Origin of the sequence: Xanthobacter cornucopiae, from assembly GCF_043195065.2 — a bacterium.
Taxonomy (GTDB): Bacteria; Pseudomonadota; Alphaproteobacteria; order Rhizobiales; family Xanthobacteraceae; genus Xanthobacter.
This window is the reverse complement of record NZ_CM195531.1, coordinates 4,126,596-4,141,665: the sequence shown is the minus strand read 5'-3', so window position 1 is coordinate 4,141,665 and position 15,070 is coordinate 4,126,596. Positions and strand designations below refer to the sequence as shown.

At 70.7% G+C, this 15,070-nt stretch carries 15 protein-coding genes; 9 read left to right on the top strand and 6 right to left on the bottom strand.

From position 1 onward, the window contains the following. Positions 1-64: 64 nt before the first annotated feature. The 3 genes from phnD to V5F53_RS18205 all read right to left on the bottom strand — a co-directional run bounded on the left by phnD (position 65) and on the right by V5F53_RS18205 (position 3,399). Positions 65-973 (bottom strand): phosphonate ABC transporter substrate-binding protein, encoded by a 909-nt coding sequence (phnD, locus tag V5F53_RS18215; protein ID WP_393995982.1) that lies wholly within the window; start codon positions 971-973, stop codon positions 65-67. A 140-nt stretch (positions 974-1,113) separates the two neighbouring features. Beyond that, entirely contained in the window at positions 1,114-1,926 is an 813-nt protein-coding gene (phnC, locus tag V5F53_RS18210) for a phosphonate ABC transporter ATP-binding protein (RefSeq protein ID WP_393995983.1), read from the bottom strand. 480 nt (positions 1,927-2,406) lie between these two features. Further along, on the bottom strand, positions 2,407-3,399 hold the full coding sequence (locus tag V5F53_RS18205; protein ID WP_393995984.1) for a polysaccharide deacetylase family protein: 993 nt from the start codon (positions 3,397-3,399) through the stop codon (positions 2,407-2,409). Positions 3,400-3,970: 571 nt separating this feature from the next. Between V5F53_RS18205 and V5F53_RS18200 the strand changes: the two genes are divergently transcribed. The 3 genes from V5F53_RS18200 to V5F53_RS18190 all read left to right on the top strand — a co-directional run bounded on the left by V5F53_RS18200 (position 3,971) and on the right by V5F53_RS18190 (position 6,803). After that, on the top strand, positions 3,971-4,777 hold the full coding sequence (locus tag V5F53_RS18200) for an SDR family NAD(P)-dependent oxidoreductase (RefSeq protein WP_393995985.1): 807 nt from the start codon (positions 3,971-3,973) through the stop codon (positions 4,775-4,777). Between the two features lie 174 nt (positions 4,778-4,951). Continuing rightward, on the top strand, positions 4,952-5,800 hold the full coding sequence (gene pdxY / locus V5F53_RS18195; RefSeq protein WP_393995986.1) for a pyridoxal kinase PdxY: 849 nt from the start codon (positions 4,952-4,954) through the stop codon (positions 5,798-5,800). Positions 5,801-5,900: 100 nt separating this feature from the next. Continuing rightward, positions 5,901-6,803, top strand: a complete 903-nt coding sequence (locus tag V5F53_RS18190; RefSeq protein ID WP_393995987.1) for a PhzF family protein — start codon at positions 5,901-5,903, stop codon at positions 6,801-6,803. Between the two features lie 58 nt (positions 6,804-6,861). Here the strand turns inward: V5F53_RS18190 and V5F53_RS18185 are convergent, their stop codons facing one another. After that, complete coding sequence (locus V5F53_RS18185) at positions 6,862-7,617, bottom strand: SDR family NAD(P)-dependent oxidoreductase (protein WP_393995988.1); 756 nt, start codon at positions 7,615-7,617, stop codon at positions 6,862-6,864. Positions 7,618-7,749: 132 nt separating this feature from the next. Between V5F53_RS18185 and V5F53_RS18180 the strand changes: the two genes are divergently transcribed. From V5F53_RS18180 to V5F53_RS18165, 4 genes are all read left to right on the top strand, one after another. Then, positions 7,750-8,703 (top strand): AraC family transcriptional regulator, encoded by a 954-nt coding sequence (locus V5F53_RS18180; protein ID WP_393995989.1) that lies wholly within the window; start codon positions 7,750-7,752, stop codon positions 8,701-8,703. 238 nt (positions 8,704-8,941) lie between these two features. Next, positions 8,942-10,039 (top strand): alkene reductase, encoded by a 1,098-nt coding sequence (locus V5F53_RS18175; RefSeq protein WP_393995990.1) that lies wholly within the window; start codon positions 8,942-8,944, stop codon positions 10,037-10,039. Then, positions 10,036-10,791, top strand: coding sequence for an NUDIX hydrolase (locus V5F53_RS18170; protein WP_393995991.1), 756 nt, complete (start codon positions 10,036-10,038; stop codon positions 10,789-10,791). The genes V5F53_RS18175 and V5F53_RS18170 overlap by 4 nt, the downstream gene beginning before the upstream one ends. A gap of 147 nt (positions 10,792-10,938) precedes the next feature. Then, a complete protein-coding gene (locus tag V5F53_RS18165) occupies positions 10,939-11,931 on the top strand; it encodes a hypothetical protein (RefSeq protein ID WP_393995992.1) in 993 nt (330 codons plus the stop codon). A gap of 68 nt (positions 11,932-11,999) precedes the next feature. Here V5F53_RS18165 and V5F53_RS18160 read toward each other — a convergent pair whose 3' ends face one another. Next, positions 12,000-12,212, bottom strand: coding sequence for a Trm112 family protein (locus V5F53_RS18160; RefSeq protein WP_393995993.1), 213 nt, complete (start codon positions 12,210-12,212; stop codon positions 12,000-12,002). Between the two features lie 121 nt (positions 12,213-12,333). After that, on the bottom strand, positions 12,334-13,368 hold the full coding sequence (locus tag V5F53_RS18155; RefSeq protein ID WP_393995994.1) for an aspartate-semialdehyde dehydrogenase: 1,035 nt from the start codon (positions 13,366-13,368) through the stop codon (positions 12,334-12,336). A gap of 295 nt (positions 13,369-13,663) precedes the next feature. Here V5F53_RS18155 and V5F53_RS18150 point away from each other — a divergent pair, with 295 nt between their 5' ends. Together V5F53_RS18150 and cysT are read left to right on the top strand one after the other, a co-directional pair. Continuing rightward, on the top strand, positions 13,664-13,966 hold the full coding sequence (locus tag V5F53_RS18150; RefSeq protein ID WP_393995995.1) for a hypothetical protein: 303 nt from the start codon (positions 13,664-13,666) through the stop codon (positions 13,964-13,966). 258 nt (positions 13,967-14,224) lie between these two features. Beyond that, positions 14,225-15,070, top strand: coding sequence for a sulfate ABC transporter permease subunit CysT (cysT, locus tag V5F53_RS18145; protein WP_393995996.1), 846 nt, complete (start codon positions 14,225-14,227; stop codon positions 15,068-15,070).

Genomic DNA, 15,070 nt, shown 5'->3' with positions numbered 1-15,070 from the left:
GGCGACGAAGAGGGAAGCGGCCCGCGCCTTCCCGGCCGGGAGGGCGCGGGCCGGGCGTCCCGGATCAGGACTTCTTCTTGCGCAGCTCGTCCACGAACTTGTTCAGCTCGATGATGGAGACATAGGCCTCGTTGTCCACCGGCTGCCAGGGCTGCTGCTTGCCTTCATAGATCTTGTCGAAGGCGGCCTTGTCCTTCTCCTGGATGGAGAAGAAGGCGTCGCGGATCTTCGCCTTCAGCTCCGGCGGCAGGTCGGCCAGATAAGCATAGGGCGAATTCACGATCTGGTCGGACTTGAAGATGATGCGGAAGTCGTCGTACTTCGCCATGCCCTTGCGCTCCATGCGCTTGAGGGCGGATTCCTGCTCGTCGTTCCACCAGTTGAAGGCCGCGTCGCAGGTGCCCTGCTCCACGCCGATCACCGCATTCTCGTGCGAACCGGCATAGACCACCTTGCCGAAGAATTCGTCCGGCTTCAGGCCCATCTTGTTGAGGGCGAAGCGCGGCACGTTGTTGCCGGAGGTGGAGTTGGGGTCCACCAGGCACAGGTTCTTGCCCTTCAGGTCCTCGATGGACTTATAGGGGCTGTCCTTCTTCACATAGAGCACCGAATGGTAGCCCTTGGTGCCGTCGGCGTTCACTTCGATGGCGAAGGCCTCGATCTTGGCGCCGGTCATCAGGGCGCGGGCGAACGAGGACGGGCCGTAGGAGGCGATCTGGATGTTGCCGGCGCGCTGGCCCTCGATCACCGCCGCGTAGTCGTTGGCGATGCGCAGCTTCACCGGCACGCCGATCTGGGCGGTGAGGTAGCTCATCAGCGGCGCGAAGCGCTCGGTGACGCCGGTGGCGTTCTCCGCCGGGATGATGGCGAAGGTCAGCTCGGGATACTGGGCCTTGTAGTCCTGGGCGCTGGCGGCGCCGGCGCAGAAGGTGAGCGCGGCGGCGGCCGCGATCAGGGTACGTCGGTTCAGCATGGTTCGGCTCCACTGGGAACAGGTCGGACAAAGGGCTTGGACATGCGCGATCCGCGCCGCCGGCCGGCGGACGCATTCATCCGGCGACGGCCCGCCCGCCGGCGTCAGCGCCGGCGCGGACCCGCAGGGCCCGGCGGCGTTCAGGCCAGCGCGGCACTCGCCGCCGGCACCGGCCGGCCCATCGGCGCCTCGGCGGGGACGGCATCCATCACCTCGCCGGCCTCCAGGCCGTAGAGGTCGCGCGCCACCTGGGCGGTCAGGGCCTCCGGGGCGCCGTCGAACACCACCCGTCCCTGGGCCATGCCCACCAGCCGGTCGCAATAGGTGCGGGCGAGGTCCAGGGAATGCAGGTTGCACAGCACGGTGATGCCGAAGTGCTTGTTGATGCGCAAAAGCGCGTCCATCACGATCTTGGTGTTGCGCGGATCGAGCGAGGCGATGGGCTCGTCGGCCAGGATCAGGCCGGGCTCCTGGGCCAGGGCGCGGGCGATGGCGACGCGCTGCTGCTGGCCGCCGGACAGGCTGTCGGCGCGCTGGGCGGCGAGCGCGCCGATGTCGAACTGCTCCAGCGCCGACACGGCGATGGCCCGGTCCTCGCGGCTCCACACCTTGGTCAGGGCGCGCCAGGTGGGCACGGTGGCGAGCCGGCCCATGAGTACGTTGGTGAGCACGTCGAGCCGGCCCACCAGGTTGAACTGCTGGAAGATCATCGCCGCCTGGGCCCGCCACTGGCGCAGCGCCGGCCCGCTGAGCGCGCTCACGTCGCGCCCGTCGAACAGGATGCGGCCGCTGCTGGGTTCCTGGAGGCGGTTGACCATGCGCAGGAGCGTCGACTTGCCGGCGCCGGAACGCCCGATCACGCCCACGAACGCGCCGTGGGCGATCTGCAGGTTCACGTCGGACACCGCCACCTTGTCGCCAAAGCGGCGACCAAGGCCCTCGATCACAAGCATCGGGCCACTCCGTTGCGTCCTGATGGCCATAATCCGGCTGCGCAACAGTCATGTGACGCCGCAGGCCGGCCCGGCGGCGGAGGCCGGCGCCCACGCGCCCATCTCGCGCGACGCGGCGCAGCAGAGCTCAAGTCAAAGGCGGGGGCGGACATCTTGCAGCGCGTCTTCGCACTGCAAGATGAAGCATCTGCAATGCAGCATCGAATTCACTTCAAATGCGCAGGAATTACGCTAAAGTAGAAGCTGACATCGATTCAGCGGGAGATGCCGGTGATATCGGAGCTGCTCGCCATGCTTGAGATCTGCGCTGCCTTTACGTTCATTGGCGCGATTATCTTTGGCGTGGTTTGACGCGCGTTCCTTGGCCCCCGCGAGGACCCAGAAAACAACAAAATGAGGTCGGATCGATGATCGCGGCGCCGGGGAGCCCCCCTCCCCGGCGTTCGCGCGTGCGGGCGCCGGCCAGGGCTCGCGCCGGGCTCACCGCACCGGAAGGATGCGCTTGCCCGCGCGCGCGGCCTCGTCATAGACGCGGGTGTCGCCCGGCTTGAGGGAATAGCAGGTGTCGGCGATCACCGGCCGGCCGGCGGCCAGCAGGTCCGAGACGGTGACAAAGCGATAGCCCTTGGCCCGCAGCGCTGGCACCAGCCGCTTCAGGGCCTCGGCGGTGTGCTTGCCGCGCCCGTTGGCATGCATCAGCACGATGGAACCGGGCCGGATCTGCCGCGCCATGTCGTCCGCCATCCCCTTGGCGCCGATGAGGGCGGGGTCGCCCGAATCCACGTCCCATTGAACCGCCAGATGGCCGCTGTCGTTGACATAGCCGAGGGCCTCGGCACTGCAGGACCCGTAGGGAAAACGGAACAAGGTGGGGCGCGGCGGCACCGCCGGAACGGCGCAGCCCGCGGCCACGGCATCCTTGCGGCGCAGGGCGAAGGCGACATCGGCGTCGTCCACCTGCCGCTGCATGGCCTCGCCGCTGCGCACGGTGAGATTGGCGTGGGACCAGGTGTGGTTGCCCATCTCGAAGCCGGGGTCGGCGATGAGCTGGGCCGCCCGCTCGGGATGGCTCATGAGCCATTTGCCGCCACCGAAGAAGGTGGCGGGAATGTCCTCCGCGCGCAGGAAATCGACAATGGCGCCGTCATAACCGGAGCGCTCCGCCGAGGCCTCGCACAGGTCGAAGGTAAGGGCCACCAGCTTGACGCCCGCCGGCAGCTCCACCCGGCGGATGGAGCCGCGCAGCGCCGCCGGCACCGGCGTCGCCGGCGCAAGGGCCAGCGCCGGCAGGGTGATGGGCTCGCCGCGCGGATGCGGCTCCACCTGCTCCTCCCCCGGCCGCGCGGCCAGGGCCGAAGCCGGGTAGCAGGCCGGCCCCGCCGCCCAGGCCCCGCCCGGCCCCCCCACCGGCGCGGCCAGCGCGGCAAGCAGACAGGCAGGAGCGGCGAAGCGGCGAGCGGAGGGAACAGGCACGGGCGGCACTCGAGGATAAGGGATGCGATGACAGTGTCGCCGACATTAACCCTCCTGGCATGGCGAAAACACGCCCGCGCCGCCGTCGTCCACCGTCCGCGCCCCACATCCTGCCCGGCATGGGGCCAGCCGCACCGCCCGGCGGGAGAGTCAAGCCCAGGGACCAGGCCGCCGGAGCGCGCGGGACCCGGAGGCCGGCGCCGAAACACGACCCGAGCGCGGGGCGCCGCAAGGCGACGTCCCGACAAGTCGCCGTCCTGAAAGGAGAGGCCTCGGCGCGGGCCGGATTTCGACGCTCTCGCGACACGCTCCCGATGCGTGAGCCGGCCCGTCCCGTCCGTCTTCGGCCGGCCTTGCCCACAGGCGCCTTTGGTCGCACGGCGGCGGCCCTATATGGCGGTGCGGAAGGTCGGATAGACTTATACCATCGGCCCCGGTCTTCGACCGGTGCCAAGTGGGTCGGCTCAAGCGCCGCGCGGGCTTGACCAAAGGCCCATGAGTCACGCTCATGGGCCTTTGGTATTAGGCCGGCCGGCCGATGCCGGCGCGTCCGTGTGCCCAGGAGGTGGCGTTGCCGAAGGTTCCCCCTGCCCGTCCCGCCCTGCGCTTCGCCGTGGTGACGGGCGCGTCGAGCGGCATCGGCCTCGCCCTCGCCCTGCGCCTGGCCAGGGACGGCTTCGACCTGGTGCTGGTGGGCCGCGACGCCGACCGCCTCGACGCCGCCGCCGATGCCGTCGCCGCCCTCGGGCGCCGCGTCGCCGTCCGCCAGGTGGATCTTGCCGACCCGGCCGCGCTGGAGGCCTTCGCCACCGATCTGGAGGCCCAGGTGCCGGATGTGCTGGTCAACAACGCCGGCTTCGGCGCCTACGGCCGCTTCGCCGAGATCGACCCCGCCGTGACCGCGGACATGATCGCCACCAATGTCGGCGCCCTCGCCCGCCTCACCGCCGCGGTGCTGCCGGGCATGCGGGCGCGCGGCTCGGGGCGGGTGCTGAACGTCGCCTCCACCGGGTCGTTCGCGCCGCTGCCCTTCTCCGCCGTCTACGGCGCCAGCAAGGCGTTCGTGCTCAGCTTCTCCGAGGCCGTGGCCGAGGAGCTGAAGGGCAGCCCCGTCACCGTCACGGCGCTGTGCCCCGGCCCCACCGCCACCCGCTTCTTCGACCGCGCCGGCTGGGACGGCACGCGCCTGTTCAAGGGCCCCATGGCCAGTGCCGAGACCGTGGCGGAGATCGGCTTCACGGCCATGATGGCCGGGCGGCGGCTGGCGGTGGTGGGCTGGCTCAACAGGCTGCTGATCTTCTCCATCCGCCTCGCCCCGCGCCGGCTGGTGGGCGAGGCCACCCGCCACATGCTCGCCTCGCGCAAGGCCGAAGGCTAAGGCAACTTCCGGCCGCGTCCCCCGGTGGCCTCATCGCGTGACAACGCCCGCCGTCCGGATCGGGCGCAGGCATCCATCAGCGCCGGCGCCGGCACCCATGACGAAAATCCATTTGTCCCGACCCCCGGCGGGGAGTAACCGCGGGCCGGGCATCCTCATCCGCCGGTCGGAATCATGAACCTGCTGTCCATCCAGTCCCATGTCGCCTACGGGCACGTGGGCAACGCCTCCGCCGTGTTCCCGCTGCAGCGGCTCGGGGTGGAGGTGTGGCCGATCCACACCGTGCAGTTCTCCAACCACACCGGCTATGGCGCCTGGCACGGGCAGGTGTTCGAGGCGGCGGCGATCTGCGACCTGCTCGACGGCATCGCCGAACGCGGCGCCCTGCCCCGCTGCGACGGCGTGCTGTCCGGCTACATGGGCTCGGCCGACATCGGCGCCGCCATCCTCGACGCGGTGGCGCGGGTGCGCGCCGCCAATCCCAAGGCCGACTATTGCTGCGATCCGGTGATCGGCGACGTGGGCCGGGGCATCTTCGTGCGCCCCGGCATCCCCGAATTCATGCGCCAGCAGGCGGTGCCCGCCGCCGATGTCCTCACCCCCAACCAGTTCGAGCTGGAGCTGCTGTCGGGCCAGGCGGTGGCCGACCTTGCCGACGCCCGCGCCGCCTGCGACACGCTGCACCGGATGGGGCCGAAGGTGATCCTCGTCACCAGCCTGCATACCCGCGAGACACCGCGAAACGCCATCGACCTGCTCGCCTCCGGGCCGGACGGGCGCTTCCTGGTGCGCACGCCGCGCCTCGACGTGGCGCCGAATGGGGCGGGCGACGCCATCGCCGCCCTCTTCTTCTTCCACGTGAAGCGCACCGGCAGCACCGCCCAGGCGCTTGCGGCCGCCGCCTCCTCCATCTACGGGCTGCTGGAGCGGACCGAAAAAGCACACTCGCGGGAATTGCTGCTGGTCGAGGCCCAGGAGGAGTTCGTGAGCCCCTCCACGGTCTTCACGCCCCAGGCGGTTTGAGGCAACTTTGTGGCACCAGCCGGGCGGAGAAGCGGCATGCGCCGTCCCGCCCGGCCGCGCGAACGCCTGTCTCACCGCCCCCTGCCCCGGACCCCCGCCCATGCCGCGCCGCTACGTGACACTGGACGTCTTCACCACCCGCCCGTTTGGCGGCAATCCGCTCGCCGTGGTGCTGGACGCCACCGGCCTCGACGACGCCGCGATGCAGCAGATCACCCGCGAGTTCAACCTGTCGGAGACGGTGTTCGTGCTGCCGCCGCGCGACAAGACCCACCGCGCCCGCATCCGCATCTTCACCGTGGCCCACGAGATGCCGTTCGCCGGCCATCCCACGGTGGGCACCGCGGTGCTGCTGGCGCTGGAGGACAAGATCGACAAGGGCGCCCTCAAGCTGGAGGAGGCGATCGGCACCGTCAGTTGCACCGTCACCACCCAGGGACCCGGCACGCGCCGGGGCGCGGCGGTGTTCACCGTGCCGCGCCGGGCGGAGCTGGAGCCGGTGGAACTGACCCGCGCGGCCTGCGCCGAGGCGCTCAGCCTGGACCCGGACGACATCGGCTTCGACGCCCATCGCCCGGTGGTGGCCTCGGCCGGCGTGCCGTTCCTGTTCATTCCGCTGGCCAGCCTCTCGGCGCTGGCGCGGGCACGGCCGGACGAGGCCGCCTCCATCGCCTCCCTCGGCGCGTTCGGCGACGCGGTCTATCTCTATACCCTGGACGAGGACGGCGACGGCGATTTCCGCGCCCGCATGTTCTCCCCGGGCCTCGGCATCGTCGAGGACCCGGCCACCGGCGCCGCGGCGGCGGCCTTCCCGGCGGTGCTGCTGGACGCGGAAACCCGCGTGGACGGGCACCACAAGGTGCGCATCGACCAGGGCTTCGAGATGGGCCGGCCCAGCCGCATCGATCTCGGCTTTTCCGTCAAGGGCGGCCAGCTGGTGGACGGCACCACCACCATCGGCGGCGGCGCCGTGCTGGTCGCCGAAGGCATGCTGCACGTCTAGGGCGTTCCCAAGCGCGCTGGAAACCGCCTGACGCCACGGCGTGCCTGCGACTGCCGGGTCACAGCCCCTGGCCGCCGGACACCTCGATCCGCTGGGCGTTCACCCAGCGATTGTCCGGCGACAGCAGGCTGGCGATCATCGGCCCGATGTCGTCCGGCAGGCCGACGCGGCCGAGGGCGGTGGCGGCGGCGAACGTCCGGTTGAGCTCGGGATTGTCGCGCACCACGCCGCCGCCGAAATCGGTCTCGATGGCGCCCGGCGCCACGGTGTTGACGGCGATGCCGCGCGCCCCGAGTTCCTTCGCCATGTAGCGGGTGAGCACCTCCACCGCGCCCTTCACCGCCGCATAGGCGGCAAAGCCGGGGACCGACAGGCGGGTGAGGCCGGACGACAGGTTGACGATGCGGCCACCGTCCACGATCAGCGGCAGCAGCGCCTGGGTGAGGAAGAACACGCCCTTGAAATGCACGTTCACCAGGCCGTCGAACTGCGCCTCGCTGGTCTCGGCGATGGGCGCGTGCTCGCCATGGCCGGCGTTGTTCACCAGGTGATCGATGCTCTGGCGCCCCCAGGTCTGGCCCAGCACCGCGCGCAGCTCCACGGCGAACGCCGGGAAGCTGGCGATGTCGCCGGTGTCGAGGGGCAGGGCCACCGCCGTGCGCCCCAGCGCCGCGATCTCGGCGACCACCGCGTCCGCCTCCGCGCTGCGGCTGCGATAGGTGAGGACGACGTCGCCGCCGTGGCGGGCGATGGCCAGCGCCGTGTTGCGGCCAAGGCCGCGGCTGCCGCCGGTAACGAGGGTGAGGGTGGTCATGGTCTGCTCCTGTGAGGCCGTGACAGGGGTATGCGCCGCCGCCGCCGGCCGGTGTTGCCGGAACCTCGCCTTTCCTTGCCTGATCCTCCAAAGCCGCGTGCACGGCGGGCGGCGGCGCGCTAGGCTCGCCTCATGGCTCCCGCCCCGATCCCTCCTCCCTTCAACGCGGCGCTCGTGAACGCCGGGCTGCGCGACGCCGTCCGCCGCCACGCGGAGGCCCATGCGGACGGCGGCGGGCTGGCGGCGACGCCCGTCCCCGGCCTCATGACCGTGCGGGCCACCGCGCCGAGCGACCTGCTCCATGCCATCTCGCGGCCGCTTGTCTGCATCGTGGCGCAGGGCAGCAAGCAGGTGAGCATGGGAGCGCGGACCTTCGCCTTCACCGCCGGCTCGTCCCTGCTGATCACCGCCGACGTGCCGACCGTGAGCCAGATCACCCAGGCCAGCCTCGCCGCGCCCTATCTCTCCCTGGTGCTGGAGCTCGACCCCGCCGTCATCGCCGACCTGACGGCGCAGATGGGCGGCGCCCCTGCGCGCGACGGCGCGCCAGTGCAGGTGGAGCCCACCGATGCCGAGGTGGCGGACGCCGCCCTGCGGCTCCTGCGCCTCATCGACCGGCCAGCCTCGGTGCCGGTGCTGCAGGCGCAAATGGTGCGGGAGCTGCATTATTGGCTGCTGGCGGGGCGGCACGGGGCCGCCATCCGGCGCCTGGGCTGGCCGGAAGGCCATGTGCAGCGCGTGGCGCGGGCCGTGGCGATGCTGCGCGCGGACTTCGCCCGGCCGGTCCCGGTGGAGCGCCTCGCCGCCATCGCCGGGATGAGCTCCTCAGCCTTCCACCAGCACTTCCGGGCCGTGACGACGCTGTCGCCGCTGCAATTCCAGAAGCAGCTGCGGCTCATCGAGGCCCGGCGGCTGATGCTCTCCGAGGGGGCCACCGCCAGCGGCGCCGCCTTCGCCGTGGGGTACGAGAGCGTGCCGCAGTTCACGCGGGAATATGGCCGCATGTTCGGCCAGTCCCCGGCCCGCGAGACCCGCGCCGCGCGGGGCCGCAAGCCACCCGCCCCGGCGCCCGCCCCGCCGGGATGACCGCCCCGCGGCGGCGCGGGTCATGGAGACGGGGGCGGCGGCCGGCAAGCACGGCGAGTGGACGGGCATCATATATTTGCCGCACTCATAAGTGTTGATTAGAATTATCCGTCATTCAAATGCGTCAAATCGGCCCCGGGCACGGCTTCGGCCCCTTGGCGGGGGCTGTCGCGTGCCTATGTTCGCGACATCGCATCGCCCCCCGCATGGCGGCGGGGCTTGTCCGAAGGGAATCCTCATGAGTGCGAGCACCCCGTCTCTGTTCGACAGCTATCGCCTGGGCGATCTCACCCTCTCGAACCGCATCGTCATGGCGCCGCTCACCCGCAACCGGGCCGATCCCGGCTTCGTGCCCAGCGACCTCGCCGTGGAATATTACACCCAGCGTGCCAGCGCCGGCCTGATCGTCACGGAAGCCTCGCAGATCAGCCAGCAGGGACAAGGCTACCAGGACACCCCCGGCATCTATTCCGACGAACAGGTGGCCGCCTGGCGCAAGATCACCGACGCCGTGCACGCCAAGGGCGGGCACATCGTGATCCAGCTCTGGCACGTGGGCCGCATCTCCCACACCGCGCTGCAGCCGGGCGGGGCGGCGCCGGTGGCGCCCTCCGCCATCGCCTCCGGAAGCAAGACCTTCGTCAACAACGCCTTCACCGACACCTCGACGCCGCGCGCCCTGGAGCTGTCGGAGATTCCCGGCATTGTCGCCGACTATCGCCGCGCCGCCGCCAACGCCATCAAGGCCGGCTTCGACGGGGTCGAGATCCACGCCGCCAACGGCTATCTCATCGACCAGTTCCTGCGGGACGGCGCCAACGCCCGCACCGATGCCTACGGCGGCTCCATCGAGAACCGCACCCGCTTCCTGCTGGAGGTGACCGACGCGATCATCGCCGAGATCGGCGCCGGGCGCACCGGACTGCGGCTGTCGCCGGTGACCCCGTCCAACGGCATCGCCGACAGCAATCCGCAGGCCCTCTTCAACCATGTGGTGGAGGAGCTGGAAAAGCGGCATCCGCTGTATCTGCACGTGGTGGAAGGCGCCACCGGCGGCCCCCGCGACATCGCCCCCGACTTCTCCTTCGACGCGCTGCGCCAGCGCTACACCGGCACCTGGATCGTCAACAACGGCTACGACCTGGAGCTCGCCCGCGCGGCGGTGGCCGAGGGCAAGGCGGACCTGGTGGCGTTCGGCCGCCCGTTCATCTCCAATCCCGACCTGGTGGAGCGCCTGCGCCGCAACGCGCCGCTCAACGAGCTGGACCGCGACACCCTCTACGGCGGCGGCGCCAAGGGCTATCTGGACTATCCCACCCTGGACAGCGCCGCGTGAGCGGCGGCGACCTCTGGGGACCGAGCGAGACCGGGGATCGGCGCGTCGCGCCGGTCCTCACCGTCGCGCTGACGCTGGAACCGGGCGGCTGGCCGGAAGCCGAGGCCCGGCGGGCCGAGATCGACGCCCATTTCGCCGCGCGCCAAGCCACCAATCCGCACCTGTGGAACGGCGACATCCTGCTGCTGCGCGACCGGCGCTTCGCCGCGGGGCACCTTGAAGGCCGGGTGCGGCGCACCGATTTCGCCGCCTTCCTGTGGTGGCGGGACCAGGGCTGGCCGCTGGACTTCGGCATGGTCAACGTGTTCGCCCTCGCCGCTCTGGAAGGCGCGGACGGCGCCTTCCTGATGGGCGTCATGGGCGCTCACACCTCCTCGGCGGGGGGCATCTATTTTCCCGGCGGCACCCCCGACCTGTCCGACCTCGCCGCCGATGGGCGGCTCGACCTGGAGGCTTCCGCGTGGCGGGAGCTTCACGAGGAAACCGGCCTCACGCGCGCCGACGTCGCCCGCGACGCCGGCTTCACCGCCGTATTCGACGGCCCGCGCCTGGCACTGCTGCGGCGGCTGGTGCTGCCCGAGCCGGCCGAGGCGGCGGCGCGGCGCATCCGCGCCTTCCTCCGCCGCGACGACCTGCCGGAACTGGCCGATATCGCCGTCATCCACAGCGAAAAAGACATCACGCCGCAGATGGCCCCGTTCGCGGTGGCGTATATGCGCCATCTGTGGGGCGCGCGACGGCCGATGCCGTGACCGCCTCGGGCGACGCCGGGGAACGGGCCCGGCGCGCCGGAACGCAAGGGGCAAGGGTCACACATGATGGAAAAGGACACGGGCGCGCGGTCGGCACAGGAACCGCGGGCTTGGGCGCATGTCCGTGCATCGTGGAAGAGGTGGAGCGTGGCCGGGCGCCCGCACATGGGACTGGGGCGGCGGGCCGCGCACGCCGCGCTGGCCAGCGCCAGCCTGCTGGCGGCGACCTTGGCCCTCACCCCGCCGGCGCGGGCGGAGCCCGCGTGGCGGGAGCTTCAGGGGCCGGTGCGCGGGGCGACCTTCGGCGAGGCCGGGGGCATCGCCCTGTTCGTGCTCGGCTGCGGCGCCGGGCCCGGCCTGTTCATCCAGGCGCCCCTGCCCGAGGGCGCCCGGCCGCGCAACGGCGGCGGCGCCAGCCTCGCCCTTGAAGTGGACGGCAGGCGCTTCGGCGCCAAGGGGCGCGTGGCGGTGGATGAAAACGCCGAGGGCGGCCCGCGCGGCGCCGTGGTGGCGCGGGTGCGCGCCGGCGACCCGCTGGTGAAGGCGCTCGGTGCGGGCCAGAAGCTCAAGCTGGGCAAGGGCGAGGCCGCGCTCGTCATTCCCCTCGACAGCGGCGCGGCGCTGCTGGCCAAGGCACTCGCCACCTGCGGCGCCCCGGCGCCGACAGGTCCGGCCACGGCGGCGGCGGACCCCGCCCCGCCAGCCGGGCAGTCCGCCCCAAGCGCCGCGGAGGCCAGGCCCGCCACCGACGCCAAGCCGGCGCCCGAGGCGAAGCCCGCCGCGGAGACCAAGCCCGCCCGTGGCGGCGCCGTGCCGCCGGCGCGGGACATCGCGCTCGCCATCTTCGTCGATCAGGCGGAAGGCCAGCGGGTGGCGGACAAGCTGAAGGTGACGCCGGTGGACCTCAGCGGCGACGGCGCCCCCGAGGCCATCGTCACCCTGAACGATCCGGCCTGGTGCGCCGAGACCGGCTGCACGTGGTTCGTGGTGGACCTGTCCGGCAAGCCCCGGGTGATGGGGCAATTCATCGGCCTCGGCCTCACTCCCCGCAAGGAGGTGACCGAGGGCTGGCGCGACCTGTCGCTGAAGACCCCCGGCGGCGTCGAGCGCATGTCCTACCGGGACGGCAGCTACCACTGAGGCCGGCGGCTCCCGCCGATGGGCGAATCCCGCCCGTCGGCTCCCGCCTCAGGCGCGGTGGCCGGCGGTCACTTGCTCAGTTCAGCTTCGTCGAGGGGGCGGGCGTCGTCGGCCAGCATGATCGGGATGCCGTCGCGAATGGGATAGGCGAGGCGAGCCGCCCGCGAGATCAGCTCCTGGCGCTCGCGATTGTATTCCAGGGGCCCCTTGGTGAGCGGGCACACCAGGATTTCCAGGAGCTTGGGATCGACCTCCTGGCCGGAACGCGGGGACTGGGGCATGGGTCTCACCTGTGCTTGGTCGCCGGGCCGTCATCGCCAGGCCGTCACATCGGCGCCGGCCCGGTTCGCCGGGTCGCGCCACATGAAAACGGCCCTCCATGGAGGGCCGTTCCCGTTGCTGTCACGCCGCCTGGCGGTGCGGCGTGATGAGCTTGCGGTTCACCAGAACCTCGGCGATCTGCACCGCGTTCAGGGCCGCGCCCTTGCGCAGGTTGTCGGAGACGCACCAGAAGTTGATGGCGTTCTCCACCGTCGGATCGTCGCGCAGGCGCGAGATGTAGGTGGCATCCTCGCCGGCCGCCTCGTGCGGGGTGGCGTAGCCGCCCGGCTCTCGGGTGTCGATGACCAGCACGCCGGGGGCCTCGCGCAGGATCCTGCGCGCGTCCTCGGCGGAGAGCTCCTTCTCGAACTCCACGTTCACCGCCTCCGAATGGGAGATGAACACCGGCACCCGCACGCAGGTGGCGGTGAGCTTGATCTTCGGGTCGAGGATCTTCTTGGTCTCGACCACCATCTTCCACTCTTCCTTGGTCGAGCCGTCGTCCAGGAAGACATCGATCTGCGGAATGAGGTTGAAGGCGATGCGCTTGGGGAACTTCTTCGGCTCCACCGGATCGGAGACGAAGACCGCCCGGGTCTGGGTGAACAGCTCATCCATGCCGTCCTTGCCGGCGCCGGACACCGACTGGTAGGTGGAAACCACCACCCGCTTGATGACGGCGGCGTCGTGCAGCGGCTTCAGCGCCACCACCAATTGCGCCGTGGAGCAATTGGGATTGGCGATGATGTTCTTGGCCTTGAAGCCGACGATGGCATCGGCGTTCACTTCCGGCACGATCAGCGGCACTTCGGGGTCGGTGCGCCACTGGGAGGAATTGTCGATCACCACGCAGCCGGCGGCGCCGATCTTCGGCGCCCATTCCTTCGACACGGAGCCGCCCGCCGACATCAGGCAGATGTCGGTGTCGGAGAAGTCGTAGGTGTCGAGCGCCTTCACCTTCAGGGTTTTGTCGCCGAACGAGACCTCGGTGCCCTGGGAGCGGCGCGATGCGAGTGCGACCACCTCGTCCGCGGGAAAGCCCCGCTCGGCGAGGATCGAGAGAATCTCCCGGCCCACGTTGCCCGTGGCGCCGACGACGGCGACCTTGTAACCCATGAAAGTTCCTCGGGATTGCCGGCCCTGCGGCCGGTGAACGCGCCTTTTAGGATGAACGCGCGCGCCTTTCAATTGCACCCGTTCAAGTGGGCATCGCAAGGGCTTTCGCAAGGAGCGGCGCGCGGCGGGTATGGCCGGGCCGCCGCTTCGAGGTGTTGCCACCTGGCCACGGCGGAAATTTCTCCCACAGGGAACGCCGCGATGCGGCATGCGTTTCCTTGCGCGAGGCCGGCAAGTGCCCTAATCCAAGCTGGACGGCAGGTGTCCGAAGATATGCCGTTTCGAGGAGGGTTCCATGCGTTTCGCGCCGCTTCACACGCTTGCCGCCGCGCTCATCGTCGCGCTCGCCGGCTCGGTCGCGGTCGCCGGCACCGCCGAGGCGCAGCAGACCACCAAGAAGCGCACCAAGGTCACCATCAGCCAGCGCTCTTATCTCGACCCCGGCAACGTGGTGAAGCCCGGCTCCCGGCCCTACCTCAACTACGCTTTGCCCCCGGACTACAACTTCCCGAACTATCAGGGCTCGGGCGTGGGCCCTGGCCCCATCACTGGCCTGCGCTGGCCGCTGCCCGGCCCGTTCGACCTGCCCGGCTATTGAGCTGCTGGGCACGAATCAGCGCCTCGCATGAAGGGCCGGCCCAAGGGCACGGCCCTTTTTCAGGCCCATATAATACAGACAAAAATTGTCTTTTCTTTCGTTCACGGAAACCGCATGACAAATTCCCTGGCGGCAGGCATAGAATGCCCCGGTCGCGCTGACGCGGCCGGAGGCGGCGCGACCTGAGACAGGCCGCGCGACGGCCCCGGCGACGGGCCACCGCACGTCACGCCCCATCCGTCCTTGCCCCGGGCCCTCATGCGACTTTCCCTCGGACGTCCCCGCCGCAGCGTGATTCCCGGCTTTCGCCTGTCCCTGGGGCTGACCCTCACCTATCTGGCATTCATCGTCCTGCTGCCGATCGCCGCGCTGCTGCTGAAGTCGGCGGACGTGGGCTTCTGGCGGTATCTCGCCATCATTACCTCACCGCGCACCCTCGCGTCTTTCCAGGTCACCTTCGCCACCGCCGCCGCCGCCACCCTGTTCAACACCGTCTACGGCCTGGCCCTGGCCTGGGTGCTGGTGCGCTACGACTTTCCCGGCAAGCGCCTGCTCGATGCACTGGTGGACGTGCCCTTCGCCCTGCCCACGGCGGTGGCCGGCCTGGCGCTGACCACGCTGTTCGCCAAGAATGGCTGGTTCGGCGCACCGCTGGCGCAATGGGGCATCCAGGTGGCCTACGCCCCGGCCGGCATCGCCTGCGCCATGGCGTTCACCTCCATTCCGTTCGTGGTGCGCACGGTCCAGCCGGTGCTGGAGGACCTGGAACCGGAGCTGGAGGAGGCGGCCGCCACCCTGGGCGCCAGCGACGGGCGCATCTTTCGTTCGGTGATCTTCCCGGCGCTGCTGCCGGCTTTCCTGGCGGGGGCCTCCCTGGCCTTTGCGCGCTCGCTGGGCGAGTTCGGGGCGGTGGTGTTCATCGCCGGAAACCAGCCGTTCCGCACCGAGATCGTGGCCCTGCTCACCTATATCCGGCTTGAGGAATACGACTACGCGGCCGCCGCCGCCATCGCCGTCACCCTGCTCGGCATCGCCTTCGCCTTGCTGCTGACGGTCAACGTCATCCAGGCCTGGCTCCAGCGTCACACCGTCGGGGAGGACTGA

Excerpts from the sequence above, each read along its gene's own strand:
- cysT (WP_393995996.1), top strand. The coding sequence starts at position 14,225 with ATGCGACTTTCCCTCGGACGTCCCCGCCGCAGCGTGATTCCCGGCTTT.
- V5F53_RS18155 (WP_393995994.1), bottom strand. The coding sequence starts at position 13,368 with ATGGGTTACAAGGTCGCCGTCGTCGGCGCCACGGGCAACGTGGGCCGG.
- pdxY (WP_393995986.1), top strand. The coding sequence starts at position 4,952 with ATGAACCTGCTGTCCATCCAGTCCCATGTCGCCTACGGGCACGTGGGC.
- V5F53_RS18175 (WP_393995990.1), top strand. The coding sequence starts at position 8,942 with ATGAGTGCGAGCACCCCGTCTCTGTTCGACAGCTATCGCCTGGGCGAT.
- V5F53_RS18185 (WP_393995988.1), bottom strand. The coding sequence starts at position 7,617 with ATGACCACCCTCACCCTCGTTACCGGCGGCAGCCGCGGCCTTGGCCGC.
- V5F53_RS18150 (WP_393995995.1), top strand. The coding sequence starts at position 13,664 with ATGCGTTTCGCGCCGCTTCACACGCTTGCCGCCGCGCTCATCGTCGCG.
- V5F53_RS18190 (WP_393995987.1), top strand. The coding sequence starts at position 5,901 with ATGCCGCGCCGCTACGTGACACTGGACGTCTTCACCACCCGCCCGTTT.
- V5F53_RS18160 (WP_393995993.1), bottom strand. The coding sequence starts at position 12,212 with ATGCCCCAGTCCCCGCGTTCCGGCCAGGAGGTCGATCCCAAGCTCCTG.
- V5F53_RS18180 (WP_393995989.1), top strand. The coding sequence starts at position 7,750 with ATGGCTCCCGCCCCGATCCCTCCTCCCTTCAACGCGGCGCTCGTGAAC.
- phnC (WP_393995983.1), bottom strand. The coding sequence starts at position 1,926 with ATGCTTGTGATCGAGGGCCTTGGTCGCCGCTTTGGCGACAAGGTGGCG.
- phnD (WP_393995982.1), bottom strand. The coding sequence starts at position 973 with ATGCTGAACCGACGTACCCTGATCGCGGCCGCCGCCGCGCTCACCTTC.